14 protein-coding genes are annotated in these 22,561 nt (G+C 47.3%); 6 read left to right on the top strand and 8 right to left on the bottom strand.

All coding sequences use genetic code 11. The annotated features are described in order from the left end of the window. Both D515_RS22355 and D515_RS22350 read left to right on the top strand, forming a co-directional pair. Positions 1-504, top strand: coding sequence for a TRAP transporter small permease (locus D515_RS22355; protein ID WP_002541909.1), 504 nt, complete (start codon positions 1-3; stop codon positions 502-504). Next, positions 501-1,793 (top strand): TRAP transporter large permease, encoded by a 1,293-nt coding sequence (locus D515_RS22350; RefSeq protein WP_002541908.1) that lies wholly within the window; start codon positions 501-503, stop codon positions 1,791-1,793. The genes D515_RS22355 and D515_RS22350 overlap by 4 nt, the downstream gene beginning before the upstream one ends. Before the next feature lie 83 nt (positions 1,794-1,876). On the opposite strand, the gene D515_RS22345 is transcribed toward D515_RS22350, so the two are convergent. Continuing rightward, entirely contained in the window at positions 1,877-4,798 is a 2,922-nt protein-coding gene (locus D515_RS22345) for an ATP-binding response regulator (RefSeq protein ID WP_002541907.1), read from the bottom strand. Further along, the gene (locus tag D515_RS22340; protein WP_002541906.1) at positions 4,791-6,059 is read right to left on the bottom strand and encodes an acyl-homoserine-lactone synthase; all 1,269 of its coding nucleotides are present in this window, start codon (positions 6,057-6,059) and stop codon (positions 4,791-4,793) included. The genes D515_RS22345 and D515_RS22340 overlap by 8 nt, the downstream gene beginning before the upstream one ends. Positions 6,060-6,377: 318 nt before the next feature. On the opposite strand from D515_RS22340, the gene D515_RS22335 reads away from it, so the two are divergent. The 4 genes from D515_RS22335 (at position 6,378) to D515_RS22320 (ending at position 11,354) form a co-directional block, all read left to right on the top strand. Further along, positions 6,378-6,593 (top strand): hypothetical protein, encoded by a 216-nt coding sequence (locus tag D515_RS22335; RefSeq protein WP_002541905.1) that lies wholly within the window; start codon positions 6,378-6,380, stop codon positions 6,591-6,593. A 335-nt stretch (positions 6,594-6,928) separates the two neighbouring features. Further along, a complete protein-coding gene (locus tag D515_RS22330) occupies positions 6,929-7,987 on the top strand; it encodes an AraC family transcriptional regulator (protein ID WP_002541904.1) in 1,059 nt (352 codons plus the stop codon). Between the two features lie 263 nt (positions 7,988-8,250). Continuing rightward, positions 8,251-9,726: a coniferyl aldehyde dehydrogenase gene (locus D515_RS22325; protein WP_002541903.1), complete on the top strand. Its 1,476-nt coding sequence runs from the start codon at positions 8,251-8,253 to the stop codon at positions 9,724-9,726. 53 nt (positions 9,727-9,779) lie between these two features. Then, positions 9,780-11,354 (top strand): AMP-binding protein, encoded by a 1,575-nt coding sequence (locus tag D515_RS22320; RefSeq protein ID WP_002541902.1) that lies wholly within the window; start codon positions 9,780-9,782, stop codon positions 11,352-11,354. A 130-nt stretch (positions 11,355-11,484) separates the two neighbouring features. Here D515_RS22320 and D515_RS22315 read toward each other — a convergent pair whose 3' ends face one another. The 6 genes from D515_RS22315 to D515_RS22290 form a co-directional block, all read right to left on the bottom strand. Further along, positions 11,485-12,750, bottom strand: coding sequence for an outer membrane protein transport protein (locus tag D515_RS22315; protein WP_002541901.1), 1,266 nt, complete (start codon positions 12,748-12,750; stop codon positions 11,485-11,487). A gap of 241 nt (positions 12,751-12,991) precedes the next feature. Continuing rightward, entirely contained in the window at positions 12,992-14,941 is a 1,950-nt protein-coding gene (locus tag D515_RS22310; RefSeq protein WP_002541900.1) for a bifunctional diguanylate cyclase/phosphodiesterase, read from the bottom strand. A 146-nt stretch (positions 14,942-15,087) separates the two neighbouring features. Next, on the bottom strand, positions 15,088-16,431 hold the full coding sequence (locus D515_RS22305) for a TolC family outer membrane protein (RefSeq protein ID WP_002541899.1): 1,344 nt from the start codon (positions 16,429-16,431) through the stop codon (positions 15,088-15,090). Between the two features lie 28 nt (positions 16,432-16,459). After that, positions 16,460-17,842, bottom strand: coding sequence for an HlyD family type I secretion periplasmic adaptor subunit (locus tag D515_RS22300; protein ID WP_002541898.1), 1,383 nt, complete (start codon positions 17,840-17,842; stop codon positions 16,460-16,462). After that, positions 17,835-20,027: a type I secretion system permease/ATPase gene (locus D515_RS22295; protein ID WP_002541897.1), complete on the bottom strand. Its 2,193-nt coding sequence runs from the start codon at positions 20,025-20,027 to the stop codon at positions 17,835-17,837. The genes D515_RS22300 and D515_RS22295 overlap by 8 nt, the downstream gene beginning before the upstream one ends. A 17-nt stretch (positions 20,028-20,044) precedes the next feature. Beyond that, on the bottom strand, positions 20,045-22,561 hold a 2,517-nt coding region (locus tag D515_RS22290), incomplete at its 5' end, for a type I secretion C-terminal target domain-containing protein (protein WP_039850544.1).

Here is a 22,561-nt window from a genome sequence, read left to right as displayed (position 1 = left end):
GTGAAAACGATTCTGCACTGGTTACAGCGAATAGCAGATGGCGTTGCAGTCACCATGTTGGCGGTAATGTTCCTTCTCTTTTGCGCGCAAATATTTTCCCGCTATGTCTTGAATGATCCGATTGGCTGGTCGTCAGAAGTGCTTCTGACTTTATGGCTTTGGGTTATTTTCTGGGCTGGCGCGTTTTGTCTGCGTCATAAAGATCACATTCGCTTTGATCTTCTCTTTTTAAATGTGCCTGGGAAGGTACAACGTACTTTTCTGATCCTGTCTGCATTGGGCATCATCATCGGTTTCGGGATGAGCTTTTTGCCGACGTGGGACTACATCACGTTCTACAAAATCAAGAAAAGCGCGATTCTGAAATGGCGCCTTGATTATGTATTCAGCATTTACGGGATATTCCTTGGCGCGATTATCCTCCGCTACGGTCTTGCACTGATTCAATTTTTGAATCCGAACTACAAAGTGCAAGAAGACAAGGATGAGCAGGTGGAAGAATGAGTTTAGCTTTAACACTATGTCTGGTGACAGTGCTGTTGCTGGCGGCTTTCGGTACGCCGGTATCTTTCTCCATGATTATTGGCGCCATTGTTTACTTGGCAGTCAGTGGTCAGGACTTGGCGCTGGCAGGCGAACAAATTATTCAGGGGTTCTACAACAGCTTTATTCTGCTGGCTGTGCCTCTTTTCATTGCTGCAGCGAACATTATGAACGCAGGCAGTATTACGGACAGACTACTCCAGTTTTGTGTCGCAATGGTTGGCCATTTCCGTGGCGGCTTAGGGCACGTTAACATCGTTTCTAGTCTGATCTTCTCGGGTATGTCGGGTTCTGCAGTGGCAGACGCCGCAGGTGTGGGCCGCGTTATCATTAACATGATGACCAAAGATGGCCGTTATCCGCCATCTTACGCAGCTGCAATTACTGCCGCATCTGCGACAATTGGGCCTATCATCCCGCCTTCGATTCCGATGGTTATTTATGCGTTGGTGTCTGATACCTCGGTCGGTTATCTCTTTATCGCAGGCTTGGTACCGGGTCTTCTGATGGGTGTGGTTCTGATGGGCTTGAACGCTTACATGGCTACCAAGATGGATATCCCGAAAGAGCCACGCACGCCGATGAAGGATATCCCACGCATCACATTCCGCGCGTTGCCAACCTTGATGATGCCAGCGATCCTGCTGTTCGGTATTTACGGTGGTATCACTACGCCGACAGAAGCGGCGGCAGTGGCAGCGGCGTATGCCTTGATTCTGGCAGTAGCGTACCGTTCAATCAGCTTCAAGCAACTGTACATGGCGCTGAAAGAAAGTGCGTACTCGTCGGCATCTGTCGGTCTGGTTATCGGTTCTGCACTGATCTTCAACTACATCGTAGCGACAGAGAATGTTCCTACTGCGATTGCTGAAATGATCACAGCAGCTGATCTGTCACCGTTGCAGTTCCTGTTGATTGTTAACTTGATTTATCTCGGTCTTGGCTTCCTGCTGGATGCTACCACCGTGATTCTGGTTATCGTGCCACTCTTTGTGCCAGCCTGTCGTGAATTGGGTATCGACCTTGTTCACTTCGGTGTGGTGACCATCGTGAACTTGATGATTGGCCTGATTACGCCACCTTATGGGGTCTTGCTGTTCGTGATAAACGGCACCACCAAGATTCCGTTGGCGGGCATTATCAAGCAAGTGATTCCGTTCATCTTCGTTCTGTTGGCAGCACTTTTTGTCATGATCCTGTTCCCGGATTTGATTCTGAGTATGCCAAGACTGATGGGTTATCAAGGATAGCGCTTTAAGAATCAAGCAAAACAAGAAAAGGCCTTTAAGGCCTTTTTTTGCTTTTGGAGAGCGCTGTTCTGCGCGCCTAGCACTTAATGCTTAGTGTCCGGCACATTGCTGATGGTTTCATGGCTGGCAAACCCGCGTACCAGCCACTTTGTCAGCGTTCTTAATAGCTGCTGTTTGGTAATGGGTTTCACCAAGTGATCTTGCATCACCTCTCGGATGGCGAGCGTCACTTCTTCGCTGTATTCACCAGACAGGGCAACCACTGGGATTGGCCCAATCAAACGGCGAATTTCATGGGTGGCTTCAATACCATTTCTACCCGGCATGTGAATGTCCATCAGGATCAAATCGAAATGTTCTGTTTTCACCTTCTGAATGGATTCATCGCCTGAGGTGGCTTCTTCGACTTCAATGCCTTCGCTGGTGAGGTAGGCTTTCACCAGCATGCGGTTGACCTGCATATCGTCCACAACCAGAACCCGTTTCCCAATCAAACTGCCGAGTTTCGCCAGCTTGCCTTCGTCAATCAGGTTGTTGAAGGAGCGAAGAAATAGGAGTTTGTTGAACACACCTTCAAGCTCTCCTTGCACCAGGTGTTCAGAGAATGCAGAAGGCGTGGTTTGGGCGTTGGTATCGAATACCAGCACGGGGGTCACCTGAGCGTGGTGACCCAAATCACCAGCGCGCAGCGCTTTCACCAATGCCATGTCCTGTTCGAGCATGGCGCGCTCCAGCACAATGAAATCGACAGGCTGGTTAAGCTCGTGGGTGAATCCTGTCTCGACATCATGGGTAAAACAGGCCTGGATGTCTAACGCGCCGAATTGCTTAGAAAGCCATCTGCCTGCTTCAGGTTGGGCAACAACCAGACAGGACTTACCTGCGGCAAACTGTTTGATGCGGCTTTGGGTTTCTTCGTCCTGCTCTTGTTGGTCAACAGAAGGGAAAGTTAAGACAAATTCGGTGTATTCTCCTTCAACAGAGTCGCAGCGTATTGTGCCGCCAAAGGATTCCATCACGCGTTTGCAGTAAGAAAGGCCAAGTCCATTACCTTGCTGCTTGCCACTGGTGTAGAACTCATCAAAGATTTGAGAAAGCTGTGCTACCGGGATCCCGGGTCCAGTATCGACAACATGCACTGAATTCCCTTCTTTCGAATGAGCAAAGTGAATTCTGATGCGGCTTTCCGGATGTGAGTCAAAGTAGTACACCGCATTCTTTAGCAGGTTTAAAAGCACAAAGCTATAAAGGGTATCGCTGCCGTGGAAGAAGAAGTCATCCTGCACGTTCAGATCAATCCGGCTTCTGTGGTCTTCACTGTAGAAGCTGAAATCCTTGATCGCTTGTGTCGTCAATTCTGCTGCAGAGTAATAGGCGAATAAGCTGGTGCTGATGCCGTCTCCGCGAAGCTCATCCAGAATGGCATCGATAAAACGGGTACCGAGTTGAACGGCTTTTTTACCTTCTGACAATTCTTGATAGAGCTTTTGCATGTCCTGAGAAGCAAAAGGCGCAAGCGAGCCATTTTCGACACCAAACATGTCCGCATCGATCCGCTCGAAATGGTATTTAATTTTCGTGAGTGGATTGCGGATTTCATGGGCGATAGAGCCTGCTAAGACCTGCGACTTTCGCACTTTGTCTTCGGTAACGATAAAGCGGTTGGCTTCATCAAAAAGCCGTTGCAAGCCCATGATTTCTTCACTGGAGAAAAGGTCGTTGTCTTTCGACACCATATACAAATGGGTAACTTCTTTCTTCTCGTTCGTAATGGGAAGCACCAGAGAAGTCCCTGCATTGACCATTGCCCGGGTGACATCAAGCAACTCTTCTTGAACTTCAGGCTCTTCATGCTTGATTTCATACTCCAGTTCTTCTTTCACCAGCACCGAGCGGTCGCCATGGAAACAGGAGAGGAAAACATTGTTGTCTGCGTTGTTGTCGACCTTTTGAATTCGACCAAATTTGGCATTCAACACTTTGTTAAGCTGAACCACGGCATCATCGGTGGAATAGCGGAACTCTCCAATCAGGTTACAGATGTTTTCAACCGGATTGCCTTTCTCTTTATAGAAGAGGCGGTTCACTTTTCCTCGAATGTACTTGTGTGAGCGGTTCCAGAACATACCGGCCAGTACTGTCCAAGCCACAAAGATGACGCTTTCCATCGGGAAGTGACGGGCCGTCAATAGCGATATAGGCACGATATACAGCGATGCGTTAATCAGGAAGCTGACGACGATCATCGCGATATAACGGCTGCTGTAAAAGCGGTTGTGCAACAAGGCATAACCGACCAGCAGAGCTTCAATGATGGACAGGGCAGGCGGCACCCAGACGATCGAGAAATCGTTGAATACCACAGGAATAAGGAAATGCGCCATAAACGTCGAGACGATAAAGGCGACCATCCCCAACACCATGTACTTTGCTTTGATCTGCTGCAGTTTGACTTTGCTTCGGCTGGAGTACACGAAGTTGGTTAGGGTCATGATGATCAGCAGGATCAGAATCCCGAAGAATACACCGCTTGTCGGTCCGAAGCGTATGACGAAGTTGCCGATGTCATACACATCTACGGAAACGACATTCAGCCCAGGCACCAAATTGGTGACCAAGGTGATTGCGCAGGTGGTGAGGAAAAACCACCAGTGCCAGCGTTTTATCTTAAACCCTTGATGCTCTGAGACTAACCGGCAGGAGAAAAGGTAAGCAAAAGCAAAAGCTAATCCCGAAAACAGGTTTGCCGCCAATGCCATGAGGGTTGCACCGGGCTCGCCCAAATACACCAAAAGGCCAGACTGGAAGTAGGCGTTCGACAGAATCCACGCCGAAATGAAGGCGGTATAAAGGGTGTATGGGCGATATAAAGGCCGGGTGATCCCCGACCTGTTTTTTGCCAACGCCCGCGCGAAATTGGTGGCCCAAATCGCGACAATACTGGCGATAGCGACAAGGAATATCGCTATATAGTTACTGGAGATAGCCCCGATAAAATCATGCATTGGCAGAGGCTCTCGCGAGTTTTCGCATTGAAATAATTCTCTTGTTGTAATCTCTGAAGCTGTTTTCTTCGAATGCCTGACTCATCGGGCCGGTGAAAACGACACCTTGATAGGTGGTCAACGCTGTACCCGCGACTTGCTGTTGGCACAGGGCGACATAAGGCAGAATGTTTTTACTGTCGTTATTCACTGATTGGTAGAACCCGAGGATAGAAGGTTGTTCCACTATGGTGTAAGCCACCTCAAGGCCAATATCAGCCAGTTTCAACGTCAAGTATTTGAGTGTCAGGTAAAGGACATGGTTCAACTTCTCGCGTGGTCCGCTGATGGCCATTCTGATTATTTCACAGACAGCTTGCTTTTGTGTAACAGCTCGCAAAAGGGAATAATCAAATTTTTCAACAGATTGCATATTTAATTTACTTTTCAGTCTGTTAGAGAAAATTCCGGACTGTTCTAATGTGCTGATTTTCTCATTTGATAAGGTGAGAGTCCAACTGTCTGTTTGGAAGAATGGGTCAAATGTCAACCAGTTGTCATGTTGCTCGTAACGTTGAATAAGCGCAGAAGAGAGAAGCAACGGAGCCTCACCACCAATATCCTGATACAGGATGAAGTGCTCACCGGACGCAGAGATATCCAGGTAGTAAAGCATCTCGTACCAATGCTGTTGTTTCACAAAGGTTTCGAGGTTGATGAGGACGTTGGCAAGAGAAAGCGTCATCGGATACAGAGAGTGGCTGGTTAAGAACAATCTCTCATCGTTACGGATGTCTTCCACTACCTCGTAGCGGTACATTTCGCTGACATTTTCCTCAGAACTGGTTGGCGGGCATTGCTCATCATAGTGTGCTTGCAGATGGCGTTTGGCTTGCTGGTTGATTTGAAACGCTTTGAACTCTGCCCAACACATCAGAATATCACCATAGAAAGCAATAGCTGTGCGCTCGATATACAAGAATAAGGATGGAAGATCGTTAATGGGCTTCACGCCGGTAATCGTTTGGGCGAGAGGCGATGTCAGCGTGGTGTAAAGGTTGCCACGGGGCGCATCTGGATCCTGCATTTGATGGATTTCATTTACACGATACGAAACGATTTTTTCGAACAGGTCAAAGTAATGATTTTCATACATATATTCTTCAACGGACTGCATGAAAGCCTGTTTATTACTCTCAGTTGCTTGTGCATGGCTCAATGCAATGATGGTTTGCTGAAGGTTGGTATGAAGGGAAGATGGCTTGATATTGATGTCGTACATACTTAATTCCTCGACGTGGTTCAAAAAAGTCCAGTTAAGTGTACGATCTCTTTAATGCAGTCATGCTATGACAATCACAAATGTCCACTTATTGAAACAATTTCGACCATTTACATAAAAGAGAGCGATTGCTTAACGCTATCTAGCTGAGAACGCAGGGAAGTTGCCGGAGGTGAAATTGATTGGATTTTGTGGTGACGATGTTGCCAAGTTTTACAGGCAGATGAATTGCGTGAGTCAGTCAGGATTTTGATACAACTTTGCTGAGGATCTCTCACTAGGGTAATGAGGTGTTTCCTTTGCCTGAGAGGAGCTGCCATGAGTGAGAAGGACACCTTTGCCGAAGTGGTCGACATGCACCACGGAGGAAAGAACAAATTGGAAATTGCGAATGAATTATCGCAACAGGGTTGGGCTTTTTATGACGCTTTGGAGTTTACAGAAAGTGTCTATGAGCATGAGTCTCTTTCTGATCCAATAAGGATGGGAAGCTCGTTGGAAGAGATGCGAAAACAGCCTCCGATAGATTTTTAAATGCTTATACCTAAACGACCTGAATGCGAGCATCTTCAGGTCGTTTGGGTATATCTATACGAAGCCAGCACTCGCTGGCTTCATTCTTTCCAATAATAGCTAGATTTCATAACACGTTCGTTTTGGTCGAATAAGTCAACATTAAGAATCACGTTTCATTAATTGGATGAACACCTGTTTAAACCATTAAATCCATCAAAATTTGAATATGGTCATTTATATCTCTGCCACTCACACTATCGTTACTTAATGCAACATGGTTGCAACATTGATGGGGTGTATACCTAGCTGCAGATTCAGTGCTTGCAGCAGGGTATTTCAAGGAAGTGACTAGTATGAACGCATATTATTCAACATTGAGTGGATGGCTGATCCCTATTACCCGGGCGATGAAAAGCCATGACATTGATCCGATCAAAACCTTAGAAAAGTTTGATATTTCTCCTTCTGAAGTCAACGATCCTGAAGGAAGAGTCTGCGTGCAAAGCCTTGGCAATTTGTTCGCTTACTGCAACAACAAAGTAGGTGGTCGCGCTTTTAATATCGAAGTGGCGCGAAGCTTTCATCCCTCCGTGCTTCATGCACTTGGTTATGCCGTGCAATCTGCATACAGCCTTCAAGAAGCGTTAGAACGCGTCGCCCAATATAAACGTGTGGTTTCCAACTGCTGCAACATGTACGCCTATGAGGAAAGGGGTGTCGACTTCGTGTCAGATTTGGAAGTCTATCGCTACGCAGACAGCGGCCGTCAGGTGCTTACGCCTCATATGATCGAAGCGTTTCAGGCGACGCTGGTGCAATTATCCCGTGACATTGTTGGTCGTGACTTCAATCCAATCAAAATCCAATTTAACTTCGAGCGTCCAAGCACGGATTGCGAAGTGGCCGCAGCGTTTTTCGATTGTCCCATTGAGTATGGCTGCGATCGCAATGCGGTTGTGATGGATGCGGAAATTGCCCAGGCCCAGTCGATTGGCAGTAATCCTGCTATCAACGAAATGCACCTCGAAATGCTGAACAAATTCATGTGTCGGGTAGATAAAACCAATCTGACCTTCCAGATTGAAACCCGAATCGTGGATGAACTGCCGCTTGGTGCACCGTCTCAGGCGGATGTTGCCAAACAGCTGGGACTGAGCCTCAGAAACCTTCAGCGTAAACTGAATGATCAGGGAACCTGTTATAAAGACATCCTCGACAATACGCGTAAGAGGCTGACGATGAACTACATCAAGCAACCTCACATGAGTATCAGTGAAATAGGTTATTTGGTGGGCTTTTCCAATGTGGCTAACTTCAATCGCGCATTCAGGCGTTGGGAGGGGTGTGCACCTGGTGAATATCGTCACCGTTATCTTTCGGCCAATATCTTGGCAGAAAGCTGTCGCCATTAATCAATCAACAAAGAGATTTTTAATCAGGGGCGCCATTGTGGCGCTCCTTTTTTATACATATACCCAAACAACCTGAATCCTGTATCTTCAGGTTGTTTGGGTATATAGGAGAAATACAGATAAGCCTTTGGCATAAATTAACAAAGCGTTCTCCCGTCGTTGGCGCATATTGAGTACTCAGTATCGAAGAAGTTATGCATCCTTCTGATATCCAAACCTATCGGAAATCTCAGATAAAGGAGGCCTGCAGTCGGGAGATCAATATGAATAACGCAGAGAAACTTTCTGAGCCGGTCATGATGGAACAAGAAACGGTCCAGTGCTCTGAAAATAAGAGCGCAGAAACCATCAACACCTTGTTCTACGTGCAAAAACGCGCCTTTAACGAAGACAGATACCCCAGTTACGAAAGCCGGATTGCGGATTTGAAATTACTTAAATCTGCCATTCATCGTGAAAAGGAAAATTTGCTGAGAGCGTTGGAGCAAGACTTCGGCTATCGGAGTCACGATGAGAGTATGCTGGGCGACATCTTTTCTTCTCTGTCCTCGATTGACTACACGATCAAGCATCTTCGTCGCTGGATGAAACCTCAAAAACGCAAAGTCGGCATTGTCTTTCAGCCTGCCAAGGCAGAAATTCATTATCAGCCTTTGGGCGTGGTAGGGATTATTTCGCCTTGGAACTACCCGGTCTTTCTCACCATCGGACCGTTGGTGGCAGCTATTGCGGCAGGAAACCGCGCGATGATCAAAGTGTCGGAATACACCCCCGCGACCAATGCAGTGCTGGTGGACTTGCTCGCCAGCGTTTTTCCGCGTGACAAAGTGCATGTGGTCGAAGGGGATGCCAATGTGGCCAAATCTTTCTCTGAATTGCCTTTTGATCACCTGCTGTTTACTGGATCTACGCAGGTTGGCAGGCATGTGATGCTTGCCGCTGCCGATAAGCTTGTGCCTGTGACCCTTGAATTGGGCGGGAAGTCGCCCGTGATCATTGATGACAAGATTCCCCTTAATGAAGCCGTTAAACGCTTTATCTATGGCAAAACCATGAATGCAGGGCAAACCTGCGTTTCTCCAGATTACATTTATTGCCCGAATGAAAGATTGGATGAACTGGTCGCGGAGATAAGCCGTCGCTACGAATCCATGTACCCCTCAACACTGGGGAATGACAAACGTACCCGGGTGATCAATCCCAAGCAGTTCGAGCGTTTGATGGGGTATTTGGAGGAAGCACAGGCTCAGGGTGCTAAAGTCGTGCATCTTGGCGAGCTTGATGTCCAACCGGAAGGTTGCTTTATGCCTCTGACATTGGTGTTGGGTGCCAGTGCATCTATGAAAGTCATGCAGGAAGAAATCTTTGGCCCAATCTTACCGATTCTTGGTTATCAGGATACCCAGGATGTGATTGATGCCATTAACAGCAACGCACGTCCACTTGGGTTGTATGTTCTGAGTTTTGACAAAGACTTCCAGCGTCGGTTTTTGAGAGAAACGCACGCGGGTGGTGTTTGTATCAATGACGCGGCATTCCATGTGGTTGTCGATGACTTGCCATTTGGTGGCGTTGGAGATTCAGGTATGGGCAGCTACCACGGTGTGGAAGGCTTCAGAACGTTCTCCCACTGCAAATCGGTTTTGGTACGCGGGAAATTGTTTTTCAGCGATATGCTCTTCCCACCGTACGGCAAAAAAATGCATCACTTGTTCTACAAGTTCTTTGTTGGAGAGTAGATACGTGACGCTGTCACGATAAAACGTACACAACAAGGAACCCAAACAGAAGGATGATGAACGTGACCAATGGTATTCAGCAAAACAACATCACATTGGCGACTTTTATTGAAAGCGCCTGCGACAAATACGCTGACAAAACGGCTTTCTATTGCGGACCGCAAAGCCTGAGCTATCGTGATGTTGAGGAAAAATCCCGCCAGTTTGCAGGCTGGCTTCAAAACAATACGAACTTAAAGCCGGGCGATAGGATAGCAATTCAGCTTCCTAATATTCTCGACTTTCCTATTGCTGCGTTTGCAGCCTTGCGCGCCGGATTGGTGCTTGTAAACACCAATCCACTTTATACGCCGAGAGAGATGCAGCATCAGTTTTCAGACTCTGGTGCGAAAGCGCTGGTGATCTTTGCACCTCTTTCTGCACCTTTAGCCTCTGTGATTGATCACACCGACATTGATGTCGTGATTTATGCCAAGGGAGGAGGAAAGGCCTCGACATCAAGCGGGCGGGATATTCTTCAGGCAGATTTGGATGAGATCCTGGCGGGAGAAGCCGTTTCCTTTCTACCGCCTGCGATAGATGCTGGAGCACTCAGTATGTTGCAGTACACAGGCGGGACAACCGGCAGAGCAAAAGGGGCATGCCTGACACACGCTTCTGTGCTGGCGAACATGGCACAAATGGAAGAGCGTTTGAAAGATGTGGTGGTGCCGGGAGAAGAGTTGTTTGTCTGTCCGTTGCCGCTTTATCACATCTATGCATTTGCCGTGAACCTCATTCTGTTTTTCTCCCAAGGTAACACCAACATTCTGATCCCCAATCCAAGAGATCTCGATACTTTTGTTGCCCAACTTCAACCGCATAAATTCACGGGTTTTGCTGGTATTAACACCTTGTTTGTCGGCTTATGTCAGCACCCTGAATTTCGCGCTCTGGACTTCTCGCACCTCAAAATCACGCTTTCTGGCGGAACAGCACTGATCGATGCTGCCCGCGTAGCATGGGAGGAGGTGACAGCTTGTACCATCACCGAAGGGTACGGCATGTCAGAAACCTCACCGGTGATCAGTCTGAATCAACCGGGGGCAGAGCATTACGGCACTGTCGGTCGACCGTTGATCAATACCGCCGTGGAAATCTGGGACTTGAACGACAGGGCTCTACCGCAAGGCGAGGTTGGCCAGATTGTGTTGAAAGGCGAACAAGTCATGAAAGGGTACTGGAATAACCCAGAAGAAACGGGACAAGTCTTAACAGCGGATGGCTTTTTTAAGACCGGGGACATGGGGGTGATCCTCGAGGACGGCAGTATTCAAATTGTTGACCGGCTCAAAGATATGGTGCTGGTTTCAGGTTTCAACGTTTACCCAAGTGAAGTGGAACAAGTGCTTTGCTCGTATCCCGATGTATTAGAAGCCGCCGTGATTGGGGTAGCCGATGAAGCTACTGGCGAGGCGGTTAAAGCTTTTATCACGGCAAAAGAGACGTTGGAACTGTCAGCGCTGGAGGCTTTTTGTCGCCAAAATCTCACGGCTTACAAAGTCCCGAAGCAAGTTGTTGTGGTGTCCGAACTTCCGAAAACTGCCGTTGGCAAAATCCTCCGTAAAGATCTTCGAACTGAATCCTAAATCTGTCCTTTACTTTTTCTCGTCTTTTCCGGTGCTAGATGCACCGGCTTTTTTTCCTTGTTGCCTGTCGTTTTGAAGGCATAAAAAAGCCCGCGAGGCGGGCTGTTTTAAGGACGGTTACGTTCTTTGTTCAGAAACGGTAGTTTGCTTGTGCACCAACAATCAGCAAATAGCCTTTTGCCGTATAGTCATGGTCTGCCGCGAATAAGCTGGTTTCAGTAAAAGACTCATCTGAACGGTCCATGTAAGCCAAACCGAGATCAAACGACCAGTTGGTATCAAGTTGGTAATTCATACCTGTCGAATACCAATAGGCATCTTGGTCGGGAATGCTCAGTGTTGTCTCACCGGCTTTCTCGTCGAGTGCAAAGCCTGCACGCAGCTTAATGGCTGGGTTGAGCTGATAGGTTGCACCAATCGCCCAGCGCCAGCTGTCGTCATATTTTTCCGGCTTCAAGAAACAGATGCCACCATTGACACTGCAGTCACTACTGGAAGCACTGAATTCCTTGTATTCACTCCATTGCGTCCAAAGCGCGCTATAGTGAATTGCCCATTTGTCATCTAGCTGGTGGAACCCCGAAAATTCCGCGATCGCCGGTAGCGGTACATTAGAAACGGCGGTGGTTGAACCGCCACCGGGAATGGCAACACCTGGGCTGAAATCGTTGAAAGTGCCTTCGAGCTTGAGATCAACGCCTGCACGGTAAGAAAGGCCAAAACGGTTTTTCTCATCCAGTGCCAACAACGCGCCCACGTTCCAGCCAAATGCCCAGTCATCACCATCCCAACTTAAAATCTTGTCTGAGGCCTGCACACCGAAACTGCCAGCACCCCCGCCATAATGTCGGTTTACCTCGCCACTGGCGTAAACCAGGCTAATACCTGCGCCAAGACTCAGCATCGGAGAGACCTGATAGGCGATAGCAGGGTTGATGTTAACGGTGAATAGCTCTGTGTCTCCACCGATATCTCCAGCAATGAAATCGTCTTTTAAATCAGTTCCCAATCCGTAATTGGCGTACAGCCCTAATCCCACGGCCATTTGTTCATTAAGAGGCTGAACATAGTAACTGGCAGGGACAAACTGGGAAGGAATAATGTCTGACGAAGACTGTGCCGCAGAATTACCTGTCACGTCGATTTCTGCGTCAAAGTAAATCATTGAACCGGAGAACTCAGGACGTTCAAAGAGCGTCATGATGGCCGGGTTTCGTCCCATTGACGCTGCGCTGTCACCGATGGCGGCTTCACCGGCATAGGCGCGGCCAAGACCGCCGGATGAGTCAAACGCGATTTGATAGCCCGCTGCGTTGGCGTTGCCAATACTCATTGCTGATAGCACGAACATTGCTGTTGTAGAGAGAGTCAGATGTGTAATTTTCTTTGCTGCCATAACAACCTCCATGGCTGAAGTAATCCGTGATTTTTATAAGAATCCTTCAGATAGTAGGCAGTTACGCATTTCGGGCTGTAGTCTCGATGTGCCATTAACCTATCTTAATGGGTCGGTGAGACAAGGCGGGGATGAATGAGAGTTATTTGTATGAAGAATTTAGGTATCGAGCAGGCATAAGCCACGTGATGTTAAGCAGAAACGCACAAGAGGTTTTAGATGCCTCTTGTGCGTAGGAAGGTTATGCGATTTTGACGAGGCTCTTTCTTTCAGACCCGATAGGGACTGGTGGGGAAATATACCCAAAATAGGCGCAGATACTGATTTCATTGAATCGCGCCAGTTGCTGCTTATATTCAATGGCCGAAGCAATGACTTCAACACCAAGACTGGATGCCATTTTTATCATTGGTTTGAGTAACAAGAGGTTACCGTCATCTTCTGCGTTTTGAATGAACGAGTGGTCGAGTTTTACAAAAGCCGGTTTTAATGTCCTGAGATAAGAGACTGAGGAAAGATGTTGACCAAACCTGTCTATACCATATCGTAAACCTGCGTCTGACAGGTTTCGACACGCGCGCTCACAATCTTTAGGGTGATTACACGCAATGGCCTCAGCAAACTCAACAAACAAACGATCTTTGAGTTTGTTGATGGTCAAAGTGCTTGTCAACCATTTTAAGAACTCCGGGTCTCTAGTGCTGTCAGCCGTTAAATTGATGGAGTAGGGGCCATTGTTTTTATCTTTTTCTAACAAAGAGATGACCTGTGTTATCACGCAGCGGTCAAAGTGTTGCGCCAGCGACAGTCGGGAAAGATCGGAAATGAGCTTATTGGCGGGGATAAACTCATCATTGAGCTGCAGTTTGGCAAACACTTCATAGTGTTGGACTTCATGGGAAGCTCTTGAAAATACAGGCTGTACGGTTAATTCAACCAATTTTTCTTCAATGGATGTCCTTAAAGTCTGGTCAAGCTGTTCTTGTGTATATTCTTGCTCAGTACTAGAGAAAACAAACACGCTGTCGGTTGCTTCTGCTTGAGTAAGTGCGGTGTTAGCACGTGCCATTATTGATGACATGGTGTCATCGGCATGGTTTTCAGTGATACCTATCGTAAACCCCTTGGCAGTAGGTATGCCGTTACTAATTATCTCACCATTGACTGCGCGGATTATTTCGCTCAAGTAAGCTCTTGCCTGTTTTTCATGGACACTTGGGATAAGAATCGCAATCTCAGATTTCCCGAGCCTTGCAACCATTGCATCGTTCGATTGCGGAAGAATCTTGCCAAACGCTTTACTCATAGAGCGGAGACAATCGTTAAGGCTTTTTGTGCCCCGGGACGGGTCAATCTTCTCCAGCCAATTTAGGTTGATGAGCATTAACACACCGCAATCTCCGTCTGACAACCAACTTTCAGTCTGGCGGGTCAGGAAACTGCGGTTGGGTAATCCTGAGCCTTCGTCAAACAGGTACTTGGTGCGCAAAGCACTGATTTCCTCGTTCAAGGTTTCAAAAAGGCTCTGGAGTTGCGATGACATATCGTTGAAAGTGTGTGTCAATTCAGAGAGGTCGCTGGCCTTTGGTGAAGGTAAATGCCCCGAGAAATCAAGCTTTGCAATACGTTTGGCTTCTTTGGTGATGGTTTTGATGGGGGAGAGCATGCGCCCAAGGGTAAAACGTACAATCAGTGTGGCAGCCGCCACGAGAGTGACAGCGGAAACAATAAATGAACGGAGTAATTCCCAAAGCGCAAGATTGGCGCTGTCAGATGGTATTTGAATGGAAAGAGTCGCTAATTCCGTCCAACTGTTTCGAACCGTTGTAGTCATCCATATCGGCTCAATGAATCCTAAAGAAGAAAACCAAACGGGTGCTTTTTGCTGGAGCGCGTCTTCATTGACCCAATTTTGTAATTCACCGTCAAATATCCACTGCAAAGTGACCTGACTAACCAATGCGTCTTTTGACATTACCGCAGAGAAGAAGCGATCACTTTTTTCCAGATCCCCAGTCTCTAGAATAGGGACCAACGCCGCGCTCAGGTTTTGCAAAGCGCTATTGGCATGTGACTGCATTTCTTGCTGTATAAAAGCAAGGTTGATAGTGAACTCAGCATAAGCCATAGCCGTACAAAGCAAAATGAGTGTTGCAGCCACCACAAGCGTGATTTTATTGGTAATTGTCATGCTTCTTTCCGTTTTCTGGTGTCTCTAAAAACAAATAGATGGTTTCGTTATCTTCCTATTGCTGCACTACCTACCTCAGCGTTCCATATTGTTTCACACGTACTTTATTACATGCGGCTTAAAAGGGTCTTCTAGCCGCTTATTCCCTATTCAAGTGGTTTGCTCGTCTCCGGTGGTTGTACTTTCAGGGATGAAAGCAAGCGTCCGGTAGAATTAAGAATGCGATACTCCGCGACGAGGTAGTCATATTCAGCAGCGAGATAGTCCTTTCTTGATTCAAACAATTCATTTTCAGAATCCAGAAGGTCAATAAGCGAGCGTTGCCCCAAGCCAAATTGGAGGGTGTACGCACTTTGTGTTTCTACGGCAGCAGCAACATGTTCATTCAAATAAACCATCTGCTCACGCAGGCTGACGCGGGCGTTCCAGGCTAACCTAGTACCTTCTATCACATCTCTGACCGCCTTCTGGTTCACCTCTTTTGACTCACCAATGCGATAGGCCATTTCACGCTCAAACGCGCTATCTCTTCCACCGTTGTATAGGTTGTAACGAACGCGCACCATAGCTTGTAGGTCATCGTCATGGCCCAAGGAACCACCAATATCGTTGTTCCAGTTGCCGTTCAGTTCAAGACTGACCTCGGGATAATAAGAAGATTTGGCTGCCTCATGTTGGAAATTGGCTGCGTTGATGTCTGAATAGGAAAGCTTGACAGTTGGGTGTTCTTTCTCAGCAATCTCGATGGCCTGGCTTAAGCTGGCAGGAATCAGTCCAGTGTCTGGAGACGGCGTGCTCAGGTTTTCTGGAGGAAGATTCACTACCCTGATGTAGTTACTTCTGGCATCCATTAGATTGTTTTTTGCTGCAGTCAGATTCGATTTAGCGCGAGCCAGCCGACCTGTAATCTGGGATAAATCAGCCGACGAGCCTAGTCCAGAGTCTGTCTTTTCTTTGATCTGTCCATAGATAGACTCATGGCTTTTCAGATTTTCCTCGGAAAGCTCAACAACCTGTTTCGCTTGTAGGTATCTGATATAGACTCTGACCGTTTCTAACGCCTGATCTTCAGAGGTCGAAACGAGATTCCAGTATCCGGATTTGGCCTCCGCCTTAGAGCGGTCAACCTCGCTTTTAGTTTGGAAACCGCTGAATAAAGCCTGTCTGATACTGATTCCTGTTTCACCGGGATTCAGTTCATCATCTTTCCTGTCTGCAGCCCGGGTAGAAGGGCTGTCGGTTTGCTCCCAACCATAACCTGCGGTGAGGTCAATGACGGGTAGATAACCCGCAAACGCCTGATCAACTTGTTCTTCTTGTGCCTTGTAAGCATGGAAGGCTCTTCTCACATCAGGGCTGGAGGAGAGGGTTTTTGCTACGGCTTGCTCCAGCGTGTCTGAATACCCGACAGTAGGGATCAACAAAGCGCACGAGAGGGAGTACTTGATTAGGTTGTTGAATCGTTTTTGACTGTTGCGGGTACACGTCATGTGCAAACTCCTGGGTCATGTTCTTTTTTTAACGCTCACGGAGCGCTGATTCTCTGGCACGAAGAATAGGGTTGAGAATATAGTCGAGCACGGTGCGTTTCCCGGTAATGATATCTACGCTGGTTAGCATGCCGGGAATGATTGGCATTGCGGTACCTTCTTTATCTTCGAGGTTGGAAACGTCCGTCCTGACCCTCACCAAATAAAAACTGTTACCTTTCTCGTCCTGTGTAGTGTCCGCGCTGATATGCTCCAGCTTTCCTTTAAGGCCACCATAACGAGTGAAGTCGTAAGCAGTGACTTTGACGACAGCAGGCAAACCTGAATGCAGGAATGCGATGTCTTTGGGTTGGATTTTGGCTTCTATCAGTAATTGGTCTTCGTTTGGAACAATCTCAAGGATGTCCTCACCTGGACGCACGACTCCACCCAAGGTATTGATGTGAATAGTTTTGATTGTGCCATTGACAGGGGAGGTAATAATGGCTTTATCTACTTTGTCCTGAGAACCCACTTTCGCTTGTTGGAGACGGGATAACTTAGCTTCCAGTTCGCTGACTTGCGTTAGGTTTTCGTTTTTGAAGGCAAGAACGGATTCACGGCGCTTCAGAATGGCCTCGTCCTGTTCTGCTTTAAGTTTGGGGTGTGTCTGGTGCAGGGCGGCGATTTCACCACGCATATCGTTGATCTGGCGTTGAAGCTTCAGCAGCTCAACTTCAGGGACGATTTTCTTCTTGGCGAGCGGTTTTGTCAGCTCATATTCGCGGGCGACCAGCTTTGCACTGTTCTCAAGTGTCTTTATCTTGGTTTTTAGTTCTTTAATTTCCTGTTGTTTCTGAAGTACCTGACGGGACTGGATTTCGACTTTGTTCTTTAAATCGTCTAAATGCCCTTGATACTCGAGAGTCTGTCGTTGAACCAATTCGGGCTCCTGAGATTGGAGTTCTTCAGGGAAATCTAATGCCACTGGCTCAATAAGTATTTGTGACTCCCAGTTAACATCCAGCCCTTGAAGCTCGACACTGGCGAGCTCTTTTTGTAGTCGAATGATGTTGGCATTCAGGCTTGCATCTTCTTCTTCCTGTTGAGCGACATCTGAGCGAAAGCGGGTATCGTCGATGCGTACAATAGGCATACCTTTTTCTACGATCATCCCTTCTTTGACGTACATTTCCTGCAAAATGCCGCCGTCAAGGCTTTGAATCAACTGTATCTGTGATGAAGGAATAACCTTTCCTTCACCACGTGTGACCTGATCGAGTGAAGACAAAGAAGCCCAAACAATAAATGAGGCAACAATGAAAATAAGAAGCCAGACAACAACACGATATTTGCCGGGAACATCCATCATCATGGCGCCATATATATCGTCAGCCATGTCGACGTGTTCACGGTCCTGATTTTTACTCATTATTGGCTGTTCTCCTGCTCTGGCTTTCGCTAGCTGAGTTTTGAGATAGCTTTTGAAGGACAGTTGTTCTTGGTCCGTCTAAAAATACGCGACCTTTATCCAAAACAATGACGCGATCGACAATATCAAGAAGAGACATTTTATGGGTGACTAAAATAAGCGTTCTGTCTTTGCTTACTTGTTGCATCGCCCGAATAAATTGCTTTTCTGCAAATGCATCCATTGATGCAGTTGGCTCGTCCATTAATAAGATTGATGGCTCATTGAGTATAGAACGCGCAAGTGCTACAGCTTGACGTTGTCCACGAGAAAGAGATTGACCACCTTCACCCACCTGTTTATCGAGGCCTTGTGAATCCAAAGAGGTGAAATGAGAAACGCCAGAGAGCTGTACGGCTCGAATAAGCTGATGTTCAGTGACCTGTCTTGTACCGAATAAAATGTTGTCACGGATCGTGCCATGAAACAGTGTGATATCCTGTGGCATGTACCCAACGTTTCGGCGCAGATCGGCAGGGTGTATTTGTTTGGAATCAATACCGTCGAATCTCAGGCTTCCTTGTGTTGGCTGGTAGAGCCCAGCAAACATTTTGAGCAAGGATGTTTTACCTGACCCATTCTTCCCAATGATGGCAATGCTTTCACCTTCATTGATTTTCAGGGAACTTGGATAAATGACTGGCTCTTCTTCTTCATTGAAAGCAAAAGAAACGCCCGCGCATTCAATTTGACCTTTCAACTGCCTGCGACTTATCAAATGGCCTTTATCCTGATATTCGTCTTCTTGATCCATGAGTGCATCAAGTTGGCGAAGTGAGCTCATTGTTTGATTTGAGCGCGTCAGTAAGTTGGCTAATGAGGCCATAGGGGAGACTACTCGGCTAGACAACATGACTGCAGCGATAATGCCACCCATAGATATGTCACCCTGAGACACCCTAAATACGCCGAGAATTACGACGGCAATAGCGGTCATTTGCGTCACAAAGGTTGCTAGATAAGAAACCGATTGCGAGGTTTTCTTTACCTTAAGTCCCCAAGTAGCAGAGTGGGCAATCATTTGTTGCCATGTTTTCTGCACAATACCTTCTGCTAAATTCGCTTTAATGGACTCCATTGCACTCAGGCTTTCAATTAAGTGCCCATTCTTCAGTCCAGCGAACTTGTTACTTTCCTCGATAGCGGCTCTAAGTTTTGGCTGTATAGCACATGCATATCCAATAATGATGAGGCCAGACACTAGGGGAACAAAGGCCAAATCACCAGCAAATATATAGATAATGAAAAGGAAGAAAATCGCAAAAGGTAGGTCAACTAACGTTGTTATCGTTGTCGAAGTCAGCATCTCCCGCACGCTGTCAAATTCACTGATTTGTTTTGCCATTCCACCTACACTTGGCCCCCGTTTTTCGAGCGGGATCCCGATGGATTTAGCAAAAATGCGGGAAGAAACAACGATATCAATTTTCTTGCCGGCATTGTCGATAAGCATACTCCGCACGTAGCGGAGTATGTAATCAAATGTGAAGGCCAGTGCTGCACCACTGGCAAGAACCCATAGCGACTCAAAAGCCTGGTTAGGGAGAATTTTGTCGTACACGTTCATCATGAACAGTGGCGAAACCAATGCGAATAGGTTAACAACCACTGACGCTAATAGAGCCTCACGATAGATAGGTGCTGCTTCTTTCAGCATGGAAAACAGCCAATGGCCTTTCTTGGTATGCAAATGCACGTCAACGCTTTGATCGCCTCGATATTGCTTTTTCACCAAGATGGCATAGCCAATATAGATCGCTTCTAGCTCTTCCTGGGTAAGTTCGGTCTCTCCTCCAGTATCAGGAAGTTGAATAACTGCAGTGCCTGTTTCTTTGTCAAAAGAACGAAGTAAACAGGCTTTTTGGTCCACTAAAAGTAGAACGCAGGGCGTCAGCATTTCGCCAATGGTATTGAGTGGCTTTCTCACCACTCGGGATACCAAGCCAGCTCGGGAGGAGGCTTGGGGGAAAAGCTCGGGTGTTAACCGAGCTTCCCTCATTGGCAAACTAGCGACTAATGCTTCACCGGAGCAGGGCGAGCCATAGTGCTCGGTCAAAATGACCAAGCACTCTAGAAGAGGGTCTTCTGTGGTTTGTCCCGCACCAGGAATCGTCCACTGGGGTTTTACATTGTCTGCTAATTGCAAAATTTGACACCTTTCTCTTAGTGGTCGTCGATGTTTGGATCATCCAGGTGTGTTGTTGAGTTATCTAACGCATCAACACTCGCTGCTTTTTGGAACAATTCTTTGACGTTGTCATCGCTAAACACACCGTTTTTAATCATTCCATCGTTATCAACAATGTCATCCAAAGTGATGTCCTGCAGAATGATTTCCTGATTCCATACATGGTCTCCAGTGGTATCAACACGGAGTATGAGTGAGCCATCTTGCTCAAACATGTCTATGTCGTCTTCGCTTAGCAAGTTGTCATTGTCGTCCGTGACCAAGTCAGACAAGTTCAATGGAGGTTCACCCACAGAGAAATCAGTGACAGTGTCAGACCATGGCTGATTTGCAACATCTTCGCTGTGCCATACCAGTTCCACTTGATCCAATCCGCTGATGTTATGTTCTTCAATGACGTTAGATGGGTCTTCTTCTTGCGCGTCACCTTGTTGAGTTGCAAACCAAACATCTGCTACGGTTCGCTCTTCACCATCCGTTGTGGTGTAAGTAGATGATTTACCGATAGTGTTATTGTTTGACTCATCACTAGTAAAGTTAGCAGCCAAATCGATAGATGCTACTTTTGCATCTTCCATGCTGAGAAGTTCGTCAGCATCGGTCACACCATCTTGGTCTTTATCGACCCAAACGTTTAGCTCGGAGTAGATAGCATCGTTTTTATCGATAACACCATCAGCGTTGGAGTCATGTTGAGCCAGTGCTTCATATCCGTCAGCAGCAGTGGAACCGTCTGCAAGTCGGGTATTTGAACCGAACAGTTCTGAGCCATCATTGATTTGGCCATCCTTGTTGATATCACGCACCAATAGACCATCGCCGCCAGTGATCCAGCCTGTCTTAACATCCTTACCATCACCGTCGTAATCAAAGTTAACAGGTTTCTCTGTTACATCTGACGTTTCGATACCGTCACCATCCAAGTCAAGGACAAGCGGTGTAATGCTCGGGTTCACATACTTACTTTTTACCGCCCAACCACTTTGTGCGCCTTTGGCATTCAGCGTGCCAGCCACGGTATATAAGTTTTCGGCTTGAATGTTAAAGAAGCCGTGTTTATCTGCATAAATGACGGTCGTGGAACCATTAGGGTTATAGACGGTGACTTTCTCATGAGGTCTCCAGCCATTACCGTTGACGTGTTGAGTGCCACCACCATCAAGGTGCCAGTGAACGTGACCAGACGTATCATTGCTAGTATCGCGATAGCCTTTATCGATAACGGTTATCGCACTTTGCACTTCGCCACCGCCAATATGGGTTTCACCGACGATTGGTTTGGCTTTAACAATGAGCCTTTCGTTACCTTCAACCTTGTTGTCGTTGATTGGTTTCGCACGGACTAATATTTCAGTCTGGTAAGCCGCAAACGTTAATTGGCTGCCACTTTTGAAGTTTGCCCAGCTTGAACCTGTCCAGTACTCATAGCCACCCATGTCTTTGTTGTTGACGTCTGGTGAAGAGCCTGTAAATACGTTGACCTTGACCTTGGTTGCCTGATCAACGGCTTTGCTGAGCTTGATAGTAAATGTTGCCCAGTTGGATTCCGTTACACTGTTGTTTCCGTTCGTATTGACGACGGAGAGTGTTGGTTTGTCAGCTTCATCAGTAATCACGGCTGCTTGAGACTGTACCCATCCCTGACGGCCAATGACTGCACCTTGGATCTTGATGGTCTCGTTACCTTCATAGACATTGTCATTGAGGGTTTGAGCATAGATCCTGACCCCACTGTGACCGGCAGGCACTTCAATATCTGCTCTCCAACCGTTTGAGCCATTAAGGTTCACTTCCTTAAGGAAAGTGCCAGACGTTGTATACACATGAACCTTGCCGTTGTAGTCCGCGCCAAAGTCAGCCTCATGGAGACCATCGTTGAAGTTCAGCTGCACCTTGGTTGACGTCGTCGACGTGTTAGTCAGGTTAACTGTCCATCCTGGCCATGTGCTGTTTTCCACACCGTTCTGAAGGTGAGTAATGCTGGCGACTTTTGGCGCATCAGCTTCATCAGTAATCACGGCTGCTTGAGACTGCACCCATCCCTGACGGCCAATGACTGCACCCTGGATCTTGATGGTCTCATTCCCTTCATAGACATTGTCATTGAGAGTTTGAGCATAGACCCTGACCCCACTGTGACCGGCAGGCACTTCAATATCTGCTCTCCAACCGTTTGAACTATTAAGGTTCACTTCCTTAAGGAAAGCGCCAGACGTTGTGTAAACATGTACCTTGCCGTTGTAGTCCGCTCCAAAGTCAGCCTGATGGAGGCCATCGTTGAAGTTCAGCTGCACCTTGGTTGACGTCGTCGACGTGTTAGTCAGGTTAACTGTCCATCCTGGCCATGTGCTGTTTTCCACACCGTTCTGAAGGTGAGTAATGCTGGCGACTTTTGGAGCATCAGCATCATCGGTGATGGTGGCTGTGCTAGTGGTTGTGCCGAAGACGACACCCGGATCACGTCCGCCGCCACTTTCTGTCACTTTAATGGT

Source organism: Grimontia indica (assembly GCF_000333895.2).
In the GTDB taxonomy this organism is placed as follows: Bacteria; Pseudomonadota; Gammaproteobacteria; order Enterobacterales; family Vibrionaceae; genus Enterovibrio; species Enterovibrio indicus.
The sequence above is the reverse complement of the archived record's forward strand: the minus strand, read 5'-3'. Positions and strand labels throughout refer to the sequence as shown.